Below are 13,721 nucleotides of genomic sequence, written 5' to 3'. Positions count from 1 at the left end.
CCAGTTGTCCAGTCAATCTCAAAGGAAACCTCTTGACGAGGTTCATAAATTTACTGGCTATTCGGCACGCTGTTGAGTTCTCAAAGAACACGCGCTCACCATCGTAACCCACTCTATCCGAGTGACTTTCTCCGGGGCTTGTGTCCGGCGCTGGCGTTCCGGTTTTCCCGGCCCGTTCCGCGCTGGCAGAGAGAAACTTACACGAGTGTCGTGCGCAAACAAAATCGGGGGGTCGGTCAGGGCGAAACCGCAGCTAGACGTGGTGCGGGGGCCGGGAGCGGAGGATGCTGTCCGGGTGCTCCTCTCCCCTCGACTCCGCCCGTGGGGCAGGTACGGGCTCCGCCTGCTGGTGGTGGCCTCCTGTTACTACGTGGGCGCGCGGCTCGGATTGCTCCAGGCGTTGGTCAACGACCAGGTGACCCCGCTGTGGCCGCCGACGGGGATCGCGCTGCTGGCCCTGCTGCTGGGTGGGGTGCGGATGTGGCCGGGGATCGCGATCGCGGCGTTCGTCGTCAACGCGACGCTGGGCGACAGCGGTCCGGCGTTCGTGATCAGCGCGGGCAACACCCTCGGGCCGGTGGTCGCCTTCCTGCTGCTCAAGCACACCGGGTTCCGGATGGAGGTCGACCGCATCCGGGACGCGCTGGCGCTGGTGTTCCTCGGCGCGTTCGGCGGGATGGCGGTGAGCGCCACCGTCGGCACGGGCGCGCTGGTGATCAACGGCGTGGTGGACGGGACGCACTTCTGGTCGACGTGGTCGGTGTGGTGGACCGGTGACGCGATGGGCGTGCTCGTCGTGGTCCCCTTGGTGCTGGCCCTGCGCAACCGGACCGAGTGGCCGACCACCGTCTACCGGTGGGCGGAACTGGCCGGGCTGCTGGTCGCGACGGCCGCGGTGACGGTGTTCATCACCTCGGTGCCGGTGCGCATGACGTTCATCGTCTTCCCGTTCCTCATCTGGGCGGCGCTGCGCTTCCAGCACATCGGGTCGGCGCCGTGCTCGTTCGTCACGGCGGTGGTCGCGGCGCGCGGGGCGGCGGAGGGCACGGGGGTGTTCAGCGGCGAGTTCGACCTGGTGGACAAGATGGTCACGTTGCAGGCCTTCAACGGGACGGTGGCGTTGACGACGTTGGTGCTGAGCGCGGTGATCGCGGAGCGCAACGCGGCGCGGCTGGCGATCGAGCGGACGTGCGCGCGGCTGGCGGACGTGGTGGCGCAGTACGAGCCGCTGGTGGCGGGCGACAGCCGTCCCCCGGACTCGCGGGACGCCCGGTAGATGGACGTGCTGGTGGTCGGCGGCGGTCCGGCCGGGCGGGCGTTGGCGTCGGCGTGCGCGACCGCGGGGTTGGCGACCTCGCTGGTGGACCCGCACCCGGACCGGCCGTGGCGGGCGACGTACGGGGCGTGGCTGGACGAGCTGCCCGAGGGCGCGCCGGTGGCGGTGGTGACGGGGCGGTCGCGGGTGTGGGCGGTGCGCGAGCACCGGATCGCACGCGGGTACGCGGTGCTGGACAACGAGCGGTTGCGGGCGCTGCCCGAGGCGGTGCGGGTGGTGCGGGGGACGGTGGTCGCGCGGACGGCGACGGCGGTCCGGCTCGCGGACGGCCGGGTGCTGCGGGCGCGGCGGGTGGTCGACGCATCGGGCACCCGGGAGAGCGGCGGGGCCGCGCAGCACGCGGTGGGGGTGGTGGTGCCGCGGGACGGGTTCCTCGACGGGGACGAGGCCGTGGTGATGGATTGGCGCAGGCCGCCGGACGCGGGGACGCCCGATCCCTCCTTCCTCTACGTGGTGCCGGTGTCGGCGGACGAGGTGTTGGTGGAGGAGACGTCGTTGGCGCGTCGGCCCGGCCTGCCGCTGGCGGAGCTGCGGCTGAGGCTGCACTCGCGGTTGGCCGCGCTCGGGGTGGCCGTGCCGGAGCGGGAGGAGCGGGTGCGGATCCCGTTGGACGGCGTGCCGCGGCCGGGCGCGTTCGGCGCGGCGGGCGGGCTGGTGCACCCGGCCACCGGGTACAGCGTGGCGACGGCGTTGCGGCTCGCGCCCGTGGTCGCGCGGGCGTTGGCGGACGGGCGTCCGGTGGAGTCCGTGCTGTGGTCGCGGCGGGCGCGGGTCGTTCACGGGTTGCGCATGTTCGGTCTCGAAGCGTTGCTGCGGATGCGACCCGACGAGGTTCCGGAATTCTTCGACCACTTTTTCCAATTGCCGGAGAATCAGCAACGGAAGTACCTGGGCGACCCGGCTGACCTGGGCGGGACCGTCCAGGCGATGGCGGGGCTGTTCCGCGCGGCGCCGTGGGGGTTGCGCGCCCGGCTGGCATTTCCTTTGCAACGGGCCAAAGGTGTGCGAACTCCTGGTTAACGGTCTGGGCAACACAAGATCGACCAGGCACGATCTGTGCCGTGCCCGCATTGCTGGATGACGTTCGCTTCGCCTTCCAGCCGCTGTTCAACCTCAACACCGGGGGTGTCGTCGCGGTCGAGGCACTGGCTCGCCCGCACGACGGCAGCGTGCAGGATCTGCTCCGCATGGCCTTCCGCGCGGGGTACCTGGCCAACACCGACGTGGCGTTGGCCTGTCGAGCGGTGCGCCACGCCGCCGACCACGACTTCACCCTGCCGCTGCACGTCAACCTGCTCGCGATGACCCTCGCGGACAAGCCCGAGCACCTCGCCCCGCTGTACGCGGCGCTGCGCGACACCGGGCGCGACCCGGCCTCGCTGGTCGTCGAGGTCGGCACCCCCTACACGCGCGCGCCGCGCCCCCGCCTGGTCAAGGGCCTGGAGCGGCTGCGCGCGGACGGGTTCAAGATCGGCCTGGACGGCGTGGGCGAGGGCGACTCGCCGCTGTCGCTGCTGGCCGAGGTGCGCCCGGACGTGGTGAAGCTGGACCGCGAGGTCGTGCAGGCCCTGGAGGACCCGGTGCGGTTCGCGCTGGTGCAGGGCTTGCAGCACCTGTGCGAGGCGACCGGGTCGCTGGTGGTGGCCGAGGGTGTGGAGACCGAGGCGCAGTTGGCCGCGCTGCGCAAGCTGGGCGTGCGGCTGGCGCAGGGCAACCTGCTGGCCGAGGCGCAGCGCCGGCCGAAGGTGACGGCGACGATCTCGGCGGTGCTCAGCGAGATCAACGACCCCGAGGCCGCGGCCAAGACGATGACCGCGCCGCTGCGCCGCAAGTCCGGCCCGAAGGTCACCGACTTCCTGCACCCCGCCACGACGCTGCCGGAGTCGGCGACGTCGGAGGAGGTGCGCGACGTGCTGGCCAGCCAGCCGGCGGTCAGCGGCGTGGTGCTGGTGGACGACGACGGCCGGCCGTGCTGGACGGTGGACCGCAACCGGTTCCTGCTCGCGGTGACCGGGCCGTTCGGGCACGCCCTGCACGCCAAGCGCGAGGCGGCGCGGCTGGCGGACAAGCCGCGGGTGATCGGCGCGGAGTCCTCGGCGCTGGAGATGTTGGACATCGTGGCCAACACCGGCCGGGAGCGCACGAACGACGACCTGGTGGTCGTGGACGACGACGACAAGTGCCTCGGTGTGGTGCGCGTCGCGGACGTGGTGCGCGGCGTGGCGGAGTTGAAGGTGGAGCAGGCGGCGGCGCTGAACCCGTTGACGCGGTTGCCGGGCAGCGACGCCATCGCGCGCGAGGTGGACCGGCGCATCCTGGGCGGCGACATCTTCGCCGTGGGGTGGCTGGACGTGGACTCGTTCAAGCGGGTCAACGACAGCGTGGGGTTCGCGGCCGGGGACGACCTGATCCGCGCGCTGGGCCGGGTGCTGTCGGAGCACGCGACGGCGTTCCCGGGCGTGCAGGTCGGGCACGTCGGCGGGGACGACTTCCTCGTGGTGGCCGGGCTGAACGAGGTCGTGCCGTACGCGGCGGGCGTGCTGGACCACCCGTTCGACGCGGAGGGGCACGCGGTGACGCTGTCGTTGGCGACGCTGGTGTGCGCGGCCGGTTCCGTGGGGTCCTACCGCGAGGTGTCGCGGCTGCTGGCGCCGTTGAAGGAGCACGCGAAGTCGTTGCGCGGCAACAGTTGGGTGCTGGGCCGGCCGAACAGCGACCACGTGGACGTGCTGCGCGGCGGGCCGCACCTGGCGGCGGGCTGACCTCGCATCTGGCGGCGGGCTGGGCGGGGGTATTTCGAAGTTCACCGCAACGATGCCTGTGCGCCCACGCTGATCACTCATAGCATCAGGGTGACTACCCACCGCAGGGAGGCTCCGGGTGAGCGAGGTCGAGGTCGTCGCACCGCCGCGTCCGGGAGTCGGGTCCTCCGGGGCGCTCTCGATCGGGGTCGAGGAAGAGTTCCTGCTGGTGGACGCGGTCACCGGGGAGCTGGTGCCGCTGGCGGGGGCGGTGCTCGGCGACGCCGACGGCGAGCTGGACCTGCAGGCGGAGATGACCCGGTTCCAGGTGGAGAGCGCCACCGCCGTGTGCCGGACGATGGGTGAGGTGCGGGAGCAGTTGATGCTGGCCCGCCAGGCGTTGCGCGGGTTGGCGCGGGACCACGGGGCGCGGATCGTGGCGTCGGGGACGCCGGTGCTGGGCGGGTCGCGCCCACCGCCGTTGACCGACCGGCCGCGGTACCGCGACATCGCGCGGCAGTACGGGTCGCTCGTCGACGGGTTGACGATCTGCGGGTGCCACGTGCACGTCGGGATCCCCGACGAGGAGACCGGGGTGCTGATCTCCAACCACCTGCGGCCGTGGTTGCCGGTGCTGCTGGCGCTCAGCGCGAACTCGCCGTTCTCCGAGGGGCGGGACAGCGGGTACGCGAGCTGGCGGTACGTGTCGTGGAGCCCGTGGCCGTCGGCGGGCGCTCCCCCGTGGTTCGCCTCCGCGGACGACTACCACGTGCGGACCGAGACGCTGCGCAGCTCGGGGGCGGCGCTGGACCAGGGGATGGTCTACTGGGACGTCCGGCTGTCGGCGAATCACCCGACCGTGGAGCTGCGGGTGTGCGACGTGGCGGGGACGGTCGAGGAGGCGGTGCTGATCGCCGCGCTGGTGCGGGCGTTGGCGGCGACGGCCCTGGCGGGCGTGCCGGCTCCCGCGGTGTCGGACCTCGGGTTGCGGACGGCGTTGTGGCGGGCCGCGCGGGACGGCGTGCAGGGCGCGGCGGTCGAGCCGCACACCGGGCGGTTGGTGGCGGCGGAGGACCGGGTGCGGGCGCTGGTGGAGTGGGTGCGGCCGGCCCTGCGGGACTGCGGTGACGAGGAGTTGGTGGTCGACGGCGTGGGGCGGCTGCTGGCCGACGGCGGGGGCGCGGCGCGGCAGCGGCGGGCGTTCGCGCGGCGGGGTTCGCTGTCCGACGTCGTGGACCTCCTGGTCGCCCAGACCTAGCCCGGTCGAGATGCCGGTGGGCCGGCGGCGGCGCATGCTGGGTGGTGGCGAGCGAACAAGGAGGTTCGGCATGACCACCGCACGGGAGATCATGAACGCCGGTGTCCAGTGCATCAAGGAGGACCAGAGTCTGCTCGACGCCGCCCGGATGATGCGGGACCTGAACGTCGGTTCCCTGCCGATCTGCGGGCGGGACGACAAGCTGCACGGCATCATCACCGACCGCGACATCGTGGTCCGGTGCGTGGCCGAGGGGCGGTCCTGCGAGGAGATGAAGGCCGGGGAGATGTCCGGGCACCTGCACTGGGTGAACGCGGACGACGACATCTCGCACGTGCTGCGGCAGATGGAGGAGAACCAGATCCGGCGGATGCCGGTGATCGAGGAGCACCGGCTGGTCGGCATGGTGTCGGAGGCGGACATCGCCCGGCACCTGACCGAGGACCAGATCGCCGAGTTCGTGGAGCGCGTCTACGCCCGGTGACGACGTGGGAACGGCCCCCGGTTCGGGTGAACCGGGGGCCGTGCGCGGTCAGCCGTCGCAGCCGACGCCGCCCACCAGGAACGAGTAGGTCCGCACCGTGTCGAGCTGCTGGGTGACGGTCACCTTGTAGCCGCCCGCGCGCCGGTAGGCGCCGGGGAACAGGTCGCCGTACGGGGCCAGGTCGGCGACGGCGGAGACCTTCTGGACGTTGACCCTCGTGGTGCGCGTCGACCCGTCCGGGGTGGCCTGGTCGCCGGCGGCGACCGCGTGGACCTCCGCCGACCAGCCGGTGGCGGTGGGCTCGACCTGCTGGAGCACCTCGTGGCCGTTGCGGACGGCCAGCATCAGCCCGGACGCGCCGCCGGCGTAGTCCGGGCCGCCGACGCGGTCGCAGCTCACCGAGCCGCTGTGGATCCCGAAGTACAGGAAGGGTCCCTTGGCGTCGTTGAGGTGCAGGGAAACGCCGGCGTGCGCGGTCGCGGAGCTGTCCGTGACCCGCGTCACAGCGCGCAGGTCGGCGTCCTTGGTGCCCTGCGGGGCGGACAGCAGCACGCCCCAGCCCGGGTGCAGCGGCGTCGCGCCGAAGTCGTGCTGCGGGACGCGGTGGTCGTTGGTCGGGTTGGCCTCCGTGGCCGTGAACGACAGGCCTTCGACCTGCCCGTCCACGGACAGCGCGTACGGCGCGGAAGTGGCCACGGCCGCCACCTCGGCGGCCTGGGCCGGGTGGGCGACAACGGTCGTGCAGGCCAGCGCGGTGCCGGCGACGAGCGCGCTCAAGCGCGACATCGATCCCCCCCCTGGTTCGATCGAACGTCCTTGGGATCGACCCTAGCCGCCGGCACCGACAGCGCGGTGCGGTTCGCCGCGGTTTCAGACGGTGAAGCCGAGGGCGCGCAGCTGCTCGCGGCCGTCGTCGGTGATCTTCTCGGGGCCCCACGGCGGCATCCACACCCAGTTGATGCGGAAGTCGCTCACGATGCCGCCGCCCGGCCCGCCGCACAGCGCGCCGCGGGTCTGGTCCTCGATGACGTCGGTCAGCGGGCAGGCCGCCGAGGTCAGCGTCATGTCGATCAGGGCCACGTTGTCGTCGTCCACGCGGATGTCGTAGACCAGGCCCAGGTCGACCACGTTGATGCCCAGCTCGGGGTCGACCACGTCGCGCATGGCCTCCTCGACGTCGTCGAGGTTGGCCCTGTCCGCCTTGGGCGCGGGGGGTTCGGGCATGCCCTCCACGCCGCGGACGACGTCCTCTTCCTGGGAAGTCACGCCTTCGCTCCTTCGCTGCGGGACACCGCGTCCTTGAAAGCCATCCAGCCGAGCAGGGCGCACTTCACGCGCGCCGGGTACTTCGCCACGCCGGCGAACGCGATGCCGTCCTCCAGGACGTCCTCGTCCGGCTCGACCTGGCCCCGGCCCTGCATCAGCTCCACGAACGCGTCCATCTTCTTGAACGCCTCACCGATCGGCTTGCCGACCACCAGGTCGGTGAGCACCGACGTGGACGCCTGGCTGATCGAGCAGCCCTGGCCGTCGTAGGAGACGTCCGCGACGGTGTCGCCGTCGAGCTTGACGCGCAGCGTCACCTCGTCGCCGCACGTCGGGTTGATCTGGTGGGACTCCGCGTCGAACGGGTCGCGCAGGCCACGGCCGTGGGGGTTCTTGTAGTGGTCCAGGATGATCTCCTGGTACATCTGCTGGAGCTGCATCACGCCACCCCGAAGAACTTCTGGGTCTCGCGCACGCCGTCCAGGAGTGCTTGGACCTCGTCCAAGGTGTTGTACAGGTAGAAGCTCGCGCGCACGGTGGCGGCGGCGTTCATCCTGCGGTGCAACGGCCACGCGCAGTGGTGGCCGACGCGGACCTCGATGCCGAGGCTGTCGAGGACCTGGCCGGCGTCGTGCGCGTGGACGCCCTCGACCACGAACGACACGGCGCCGCCGCGGTCCTGCGTGTCGAGCGGGCCGACGACGCGGACGCCCGGGATCTCGGCGAGGCCCTTCAGCGCCGCTTCGGTGAGCATGTGCTCGTGGGCGGCGATGCGGTCCATGCCGATCGCGGACAGGTAGTCCACCGCCGCGCCCAGGCCCACGGCCTGGGACGTCATCGGCGAACCGGCCTCGAACCGCTGCGGCGGCGGCGCGAACGTCGACCGCGCCATCTGCACCATCTCGATCATCGAGCCGCCGGTGAGGAACGGCGGCAGCGCTTCGAGCAGGGCGCGCTTGCCGTACAGGACGCCGATGCCCGACGGGCCCAGCATCTTGTGGCCGGAGAACACGGCGAAGTCGACGCCCAGGTCGTGGAAGTCCACCGCGGAGTGCGGCACGGACTGGCACGCGTCCAGGACGGTGAGGGCGCCGACGGCGGCGGCCTTGTCCACGATGGACTTCACCGGGTTGACCGTGCCGAGCACGTTGGACTGGTGGGTGAACGCCACCACCTTCGTGCGCGGGTTGATCAGCTCGTCCACGTCGGACAGGTCCAACCGGCCCTCGTCGGTGACGCCGAACCAGCGCAGCGTGGCGCCGGTGCGCTCCGCGAGCTGCTGCCACGGCACGAGGTTCGCGTGGTGCTCCATCTCGGTCACCACGATCTCGTCGCCGGGGCCGAGCCTGAACCGCTCGGCCTCCGGGCCGCTGGTGGCCGCGTTGCCCATCGCGTACGCCACGAGGTTCACGCCCTCGGTGGCGTTCTTGGTGAACACGATCTCGCCGAAGTCGGCGCCCACGAACGCGGCGATCTTCGCCCGCGCGCCCTCGTAGGCGTCGGTCGCCTCCTCGGCGAGCTGGTGCGCGCCGCGGTGCACGGCGGCGTTGGCGATCTCCAGGAAGGCGCGCTCGGCGTCGAGGACCTGCCTCGGCCGCTGCGAGGTGGCGCCGGAGTCCAGGTAGACCAGCCGCTTGCCTTCCCGCACGGTGCGGCCCAGGATCGGGAAGTCCGCGCGCACGGTAGCGACGTCAAGCGGAGCAGCGGTGGTGGTCACAGCTCCGACGCCTCCTCTCGGAAATGGGTCACGACGGGTGCAACGTCAGCTGGTGCTCGCGGCTTCCTGCTTGCCGTACTTCACGTAGCCCTGCTCCTCCAGCTGGTCGGCCAGCTCGCGGCCACCGGACTCGACGATCCGGCCGTTCGCGAACACGTGCACGAAGTCGGGCTGGATGTACTTGAGGATGCGGGTGTAGTGCGTGATCAGCATGACGCCGGCCTCGCCGGAGGCCTTGTACCGGTTGACGCCCTCGGAGACCACGCGCAGCGCGTCGACGTCCAGGCCGGAGTCGGTCTCGTCCAGGATCGCGATCTTCGGCTTGAGCAGGCCCAGCTGGAGGATCTCGTGGCGCTTCTTCTCACCGCCGGAGAAGCCCTCGTTGACCGAGCGCTCGGCGAAGGCCGGGTCGATGTCCAGGTCGGCCATCGCGCCCTTGACCTCCTTCACCCAGTGCCGCAGGTTCGGGGCCTCGCCGCGCACGGCGGTGGCGGCGGTGCGCAGGAAGTTCGACATCGAGACGCCGGGCACCTCGACCGGGTACTGCATGGCGAGGAACAGGCCCGCGCGGGCGCGCTCGTCGACGCTCATCTCCAGCACGTCCTCGCCGTCGAGCAGGACGCTGCCCGAGGTCACCTCGTACTTGGGGTGGCCCGCGATGGCGTAGGACAGGGTGGACTTGCCCGAGCCGTTCGGACCCATGATCGCGTGCGTCTCGCCCGACTTGATGGTCAGGTCGACGCCCTTGAGGATCTCCTTGGCCGTCTCGTCGGTGTTGACCGAGACGTGCAGGTCCTTGATCTCCAGAGTGGCCATTGGTGTTCGGTTTCTCCTGGTGTGGCAGTCAGTTCAGGGTGACGGTGACGTCGACGTAGACGTCGCCGTCACGGATGTCGACGGCGAAGACGTCGACCGGGTCGGTGGCGGGCGGGGAGGACGGCTGCCCGGTCCGCAGGTCGAAGCACGACCCGTGGAGGAAGCACTCGACGCCCTTGCGGGTCACCTCGCCCTCCGACAGCGCGATCGCCGCGTGCGAGCACAGGTCGTGCAGCGCGTGGACGGTGTCGCCGTCGCGGACCAGGACGACCGGGGTGTACTCGGCGCCGACCTCGAACCCGACCGGCTTGCGGTCGTCGAGGTCGGACAGCGAGCACACCCGGATCACGCCCCCACCGCTTCGAGTTCCGCCTCGATCGCGGCTTCCAGGCGCTCGCGCACCTCGGGGACGTCGATCTTGAGCAGGATCTCGTGGAAGAAGCCGCGCACCACCAGGCGGCGGGCCTGCTCCTCGGGGATGCCCCGCGCCTGGAGGTAGAACAGCTGCTCGTCGTCGAACCGGCCGGTGGCGGAGGCGTGGCCCGCGCCCTCGATCTCGCCGGTCTCGATCTCCAGGTTCGGCACCGAGTCGGCGCGCGCGCCGTCGGTGAGCACCAGGTTGCGGTTGAGCTCGAAGGTCTCGGTGCCCTCGGCCGCCGCGCGGATCAGCACGTCGCCGATCCACACCGTGTGCGCGTCGTCGCCCTGCAGCGCGCCCTTGTAGACCACGTTGCTGCGGCAGTTGGACACCGCGTGGTCGACGAAGGTGCGGTGCTCCAGGTGCTGGCCGGCGTCGGCGAAGTACAGGCCGAGCAGCTCGGCGTCGCCGCCGCGGCCGGTGTAGGTGACCACGGGGGTCAGCCGCACCAGGTCGCCGCCCAGGGTGATGACGGTGTGCTTGAGCGTGGCGTCGCGGCCCAGCTTGGCGTGGTGCGAGGACACGTGCACCGCGTCGTCGGCCCAGTCCTGGATGGCGACCACGGTCAGGTGCGCGCCGTCCTCGACCACGAACTCCACGTTGTCGGCGTACGCGCCGGAGCCGCGGTGGTCGAGCACCACGACGGCCTGCGCGAACCGCTCGGCCTTGACGTGCAGGTGGCCGTAGGCGACCTCGCCCTTGCCGGGGCCGGTCACCGTGACGGTGGTCGGGCCCACCTTGGTGTCGCCGGGCAGCGTGACGACGGTGGCCTCGGTGAACGAGGTCCACGCCTGTGCCGCGATGCGGTCGCCGGGGGTGCCGGCGGTGCCCAGGCGCTCGTCGCCCTTGGCCGCGGTCTCGACCTTCACGCCTTCGGCGGCGTTGACCTCGACGGTGGCCTTCGCGGTGGCTTGCGCGCCGTTGTGCAGGTTCGCCAGGCGCTTCATCGGGGTGAAGCGCCAGATCTCCTCCCGACCGCCGGGGACCTCGAACGCGTTCACGTCGAAGGACGTGAAGTGGTCCGCGCGCGAGGACACCGGGGCACCCGCACCGTGGGAGTGGGCCGTCAGGCCGTGTTGCTGGTCTTGAGTGGTGACGGCCATGTCAGCCGACGGCCCCTTCCATCTGCAGCTCGATCAGGCGGTTCAGTTCGAGGGCGTACTCCATGGGCAGCTCGCGCGCGATGGGCTCGACGAACCCGCGCACGATCATCGCCATGGCCTCGTCCTCGTTCAGGCCGCGCGACATCAGGTAGAACAGCTGGTCCTCGGACACCTTCGAGACGGTCGCCTCGTGGCCCATCGACACGTCGTCCTCGCGGACGTCGACGTAGGGGTAGGTGTCGGAGCGGCTGATGTTGTCCACCAGCAGCGCGTCGCACTTGACCGTGGACTTCGAGTGGTGCGCCCGCTTGTTGACCTGGACCAGGCCGCGGTAGGAGGTGCGGCCACCGCCGCGCGCCACCGACTTCGACACGATGGTCGAGGAGGTGTGCGGGGCCATGTGGACCATCTTCGCGCCGGCGTCCTGGTGCTGGCCCTCGCCCGCGAACGCGATCGAGAGGACCTCGCCCTTGGCGTGCTCGCCCATCAGGAACACGGCCGGGTACTTCATGGTGACCTTGGAGCCGATGTTGCCGTCGATCCACTCCATGGTCGCGCCCTCTTCGGCCTTCGCGCGCTTGGTGACCAGGTTGTAGACGTTGTTCGACCAGTTCTGGATGGTCGTGTAGCGGCAGCGACCACCCTTCTTGACGATGATCTCCACGACGGCGGAGTGCAGCGAGTCCGAGGAGTAGATCGGGGCGGTGCAGCCCTCGACGTAGTGCACGTACGCGCCCTCGTCGACGATGATCAGGGTCCGCTCGAACTGGCCCATGTTCTCGGTGTTGATCCGGAAGTAGGCCTGGAGCGGGATCTCCACGTGCACGCCCTTCGGCACGTAGATGAACGAGCCGCCCGACCACACGGCCGAGTTCAGCGCGGAGAACTTGTTGTCACCCGACGGGATGACCGAGCCGAAGTACTCCTTGAACAGCTCCGGGTGCTCGCGCAGGCCCGTGTCGGTGTCCAGGAAGATGACGCCCTGCTCTTCGAGGTCCTCGCGGATCTTGTGGTAGACGACCTCGGACTCGTACTGGGCGGCGACACCGGCCACGAGGCGCTGCTTCTCCGCCTCCGGGATGCCCAGCTTGTCGTAGGTGTTCTTGATGTCGTCGGGCAGGTCTTCCCAGCTCGCCGCCTGCTTCTCGGTCGAGCGCACGAAGTACTTGATGTTGTCGAAGTCGATGCCGGAGAGGTCGGAGCCCCAGGTCGGCATGGGCTTGCGGTCGAACAGGCGCAGCGCCTTCAGCCGGAAGTCCAGCATCCACTCGGGCTCGTTCTTCTTCGCCGAGATGTCCCGAACGACGTCCTCGTTCAGGCCCCGGCGAGCGCTCGCGCCTGCCACGTCCGAGTCGGCCCAGCCGAACTCGTAGTTGCCGATGCTCGCCAGGGTCTCCTCCTGGCTGAGCGGGGCTGTGGTGGTGCGCTGCTCGGCAGCGGCAGTCATGCGGGCTCCCCTCCATCTGAAGCTCGGTTGTCGGCTTCGCCGACGGTTGTGCGGGGTGTGTTGTTCGGGATGTGCGTCGTGCACACGGCGTCACCGCGCGCGATCGTCGCCAGGCGCTGCACGTGGGTGCCGAGGAGGTCGGCGAACGCCGCCGTCTCGGTCTCGCACAGCTGCGGGAACTCGGCGGCCACGTGCGCGACCGGGCACAGGTGCTGGCAGAGCTGCTCACCGGTGCCGACGTGCCGCGCCGAGGCAGCGTAGCCCTCCCTGGTCAACGCCACCGCCAGGGCCTTGGCCCGCTCGGCGGAGTCGGGCTGGGCCACGATGGCGGCCCGGTGCTGGTCGACGAGTGCGGACACCCGCCGCCGCGCGAAGGCTCGTACCGCCTCCTCCCCGCCCTGTTCGGCGAGGAACCGGAGCGCCGCGACGGCGAGGTCGTCGTAGGCGTGCCCGAACCGGGCCCGCCCCGCCTCGGTGAGCAGGAACAGCTTGGCCGGGCGCCCCCGACCGCGCTGACCCCGGCGCGGGGCCTCCCTGCTGACCGCCTCACCGTCCGCGACCAGCGCGTCGATGTGCCTGCGCACCGCCGTGGGGCTGAGACCGAGCTGTTCCGCGACCGAGGCCGCGGTGATCGGGCCCTGCTCCAGCAGCAGGCGTGCGACGGCGTGCCGGGTCCGCCCGTCGTGCCCGGCGGGCACAGCGGTCTGGTCGATCCCGACGTTTTTCACAACACCAGTGTTGCTTATTTCGCGGACGCTCGCAAAGATCAGCGCCGATGGGGTGATCCGACTCACGCCGCCGGGTACGTGCGGACCGGGAACCGGCAGGTAGCGGCTCCGCAGCCACGCAGGCACTCGGCCACCCCCGCCGCACCACTCGCCGCAACACCCGATCTTGGACCACCCTCCGAGCGCCACCCGACCCGCCCCCACCTCGCCCCCGACCCCCTCATTCCGCCCGCGCCACCGCTCAACGCCACCCACGTCCGGCGCGCGCAGCGCGCCTCCCCTTGGCCGCCGCGCGGCACAACCCAACCCGGGCTTCTTGCTTGTGTCATCTCCGTATGGCCTGCCCGAAGGGCTACCACAGATTTCCCCGGGTGCAGCCGAAATTTTTGTGAGGAACGAGCAAAAAT

At 71.0% G+C, this 13,721-nt stretch carries 14 protein-coding genes; 5 read left to right on the top strand and 9 right to left on the bottom strand.

The window, feature by feature from the left end; translation table 11 throughout:
* Positions 1 to 295: 295 nt before the first annotated feature.
* The 5 genes from ABD126_RS19210 (at position 296) to ABD126_RS19190 (ending at position 5,819) form a co-directional block, all read left to right on the top strand.
* Entirely contained in the window at positions 296 to 1,276 is a 981-nt protein-coding gene (locus ABD126_RS19210) for an MASE1 domain-containing protein (RefSeq protein WP_343935235.1), read from the top strand.
* Complete coding sequence (locus ABD126_RS19205) at positions 1,277 to 2,356, top strand: lycopene cyclase family protein (protein WP_343935234.1); 1,080 nt, start codon at positions 1,277 to 1,279, stop codon at positions 2,354 to 2,356. It abuts the gene before it with no gap.
* Positions 2,357 to 2,397: 41 nt separating this feature from the next.
* Positions 2,398 to 4,098: a GGDEF domain-containing protein gene (locus ABD126_RS19200; protein ID WP_343935233.1), complete on the top strand. Its 1,701-nt coding sequence runs from the start codon at positions 2,398 to 2,400 to the stop codon at positions 4,096 to 4,098.
* 118 nt (positions 4,099 to 4,216) lie between these two features.
* Positions 4,217 to 5,335, top strand: coding sequence for a carboxylate-amine ligase (locus ABD126_RS19195; protein ID WP_343935232.1), 1,119 nt, complete (start codon positions 4,217 to 4,219; stop codon positions 5,333 to 5,335).
* Positions 5,336 to 5,405: 70 nt separating this feature from the next.
* Complete coding sequence (locus tag ABD126_RS19190) at positions 5,406 to 5,819, top strand: CBS domain-containing protein (RefSeq protein ID WP_343935231.1); 414 nt, start codon at positions 5,406 to 5,408, stop codon at positions 5,817 to 5,819.
* A 48-nt stretch (positions 5,820 to 5,867) separates the two neighbouring features.
* Here ABD126_RS19190 and ABD126_RS19185 read toward each other — a convergent pair whose 3' ends face one another.
* The 9 genes from ABD126_RS19185 to ABD126_RS19145 form a co-directional block, all read right to left on the bottom strand.
* A complete protein-coding gene (locus tag ABD126_RS19185; RefSeq protein ID WP_343935230.1) occupies positions 5,868 to 6,605 on the bottom strand; it encodes a hypothetical protein in 738 nt (245 codons plus the stop codon).
* An 84-nt stretch (positions 6,606 to 6,689) separates the two neighbouring features.
* Positions 6,690 to 7,043: a metal-sulfur cluster assembly factor gene (locus ABD126_RS19180; protein ID WP_343935250.1), complete on the bottom strand. Its 354-nt coding sequence runs from the start codon at positions 7,041 to 7,043 to the stop codon at positions 6,690 to 6,692.
* A 38-nt stretch (positions 7,044 to 7,081) separates the two neighbouring features.
* Entirely contained in the window at positions 7,082 to 7,525 is a 444-nt protein-coding gene (gene sufU / locus ABD126_RS19175) for a Fe-S cluster assembly sulfur transfer protein SufU (protein ID WP_343935229.1), read from the bottom strand.
* On the bottom strand, positions 7,525 to 8,802 hold the full coding sequence (locus ABD126_RS19170; RefSeq protein ID WP_343935228.1) for a cysteine desulfurase: 1,278 nt from the start codon (positions 8,800 to 8,802) through the stop codon (positions 7,525 to 7,527). The genes sufU and ABD126_RS19170 overlap by 1 nt, the downstream gene beginning before the upstream one ends.
* Before the next feature lie 45 nt (positions 8,803 to 8,847).
* Positions 8,848 to 9,618: a Fe-S cluster assembly ATPase SufC gene (gene sufC, locus ABD126_RS19165; protein ID WP_343935227.1), complete on the bottom strand. Its 771-nt coding sequence runs from the start codon at positions 9,616 to 9,618 to the stop codon at positions 8,848 to 8,850.
* A 28-nt stretch (positions 9,619 to 9,646) separates the two neighbouring features.
* On the bottom strand, positions 9,647 to 9,967 hold the full coding sequence (locus ABD126_RS19160; protein WP_343935226.1) for a non-heme iron oxygenase ferredoxin subunit: 321 nt from the start codon (positions 9,965 to 9,967) through the stop codon (positions 9,647 to 9,649).
* Positions 9,964 to 11,139 (bottom strand): Fe-S cluster assembly protein SufD, encoded by a 1,176-nt coding sequence (gene sufD / locus ABD126_RS19155; protein ID WP_343935225.1) that lies wholly within the window; start codon positions 11,137 to 11,139, stop codon positions 9,964 to 9,966. The genes ABD126_RS19160 and sufD overlap by 4 nt, the downstream gene beginning before the upstream one ends.
* Position 11,140: 1 nt before the next feature.
* Positions 11,141 to 12,586, bottom strand: coding sequence for a Fe-S cluster assembly protein SufB (gene sufB / locus ABD126_RS19150; protein WP_121228059.1), 1,446 nt, complete (start codon positions 12,584 to 12,586; stop codon positions 11,141 to 11,143).
* On the bottom strand, positions 12,583 to 13,314 hold the full coding sequence (locus ABD126_RS19145; protein ID WP_343935224.1) for a helix-turn-helix transcriptional regulator: 732 nt from the start codon (positions 13,312 to 13,314) through the stop codon (positions 12,583 to 12,585). Before ABD126_RS19145 ends, sufB begins: the two co-directional genes overlap by 4 nt.
* Positions 13,315 to 13,721 lie beyond the last annotated feature (407 nt).

This window comes from Saccharothrix mutabilis subsp. mutabilis (assembly GCF_039521145.1).
Classification (GTDB): Bacteria; Actinomycetota; Actinomycetes; order Mycobacteriales; family Pseudonocardiaceae; genus Actinosynnema; species Actinosynnema mutabilis.
The sequence above is the reverse complement of the archived record's forward strand: the minus strand, read 5'-3'. Positions and strand labels throughout refer to the sequence as shown.

Excerpts from the sequence above, each read along its gene's own strand:
- ABD126_RS19205 (WP_343935234.1), top strand. The coding sequence starts at position 1,277 with ATGGACGTGCTGGTGGTCGGCGGCGGTCCGGCCGGGCGGGCGTTGGCG.
- ABD126_RS19190 (WP_343935231.1), top strand. The coding sequence starts at position 5,406 with ATGACCACCGCACGGGAGATCATGAACGCCGGTGTCCAGTGCATCAAG.
- ABD126_RS19185 (WP_343935230.1), bottom strand. The coding sequence starts at position 6,605 with ATGTCGCGCTTGAGCGCGCTCGTCGCCGGCACCGCGCTGGCCTGCACG.
- ABD126_RS19180 (WP_343935250.1), bottom strand. The coding sequence starts at position 7,043 with ATGCCCGAACCCCCCGCGCCCAAGGCGGACAGGGCCAACCTCGACGAC.
- sufU (WP_343935229.1), bottom strand. The coding sequence starts at position 7,525 with ATGCAGCTCCAGCAGATGTACCAGGAGATCATCCTGGACCACTACAAG.
- sufC (WP_343935227.1), bottom strand. The coding sequence starts at position 9,618 with ATGGCCACTCTGGAGATCAAGGACCTGCACGTCTCGGTCAACACCGAC.
- sufD (WP_343935225.1), bottom strand. The coding sequence starts at position 11,139 with ATGGCCGTCACCACTCAAGACCAGCAACACGGCCTGACGGCCCACTCC.
- sufB (WP_121228059.1), bottom strand. The coding sequence starts at position 12,586 with ATGACTGCCGCTGCCGAGCAGCGCACCACCACAGCCCCGCTCAGCCAG.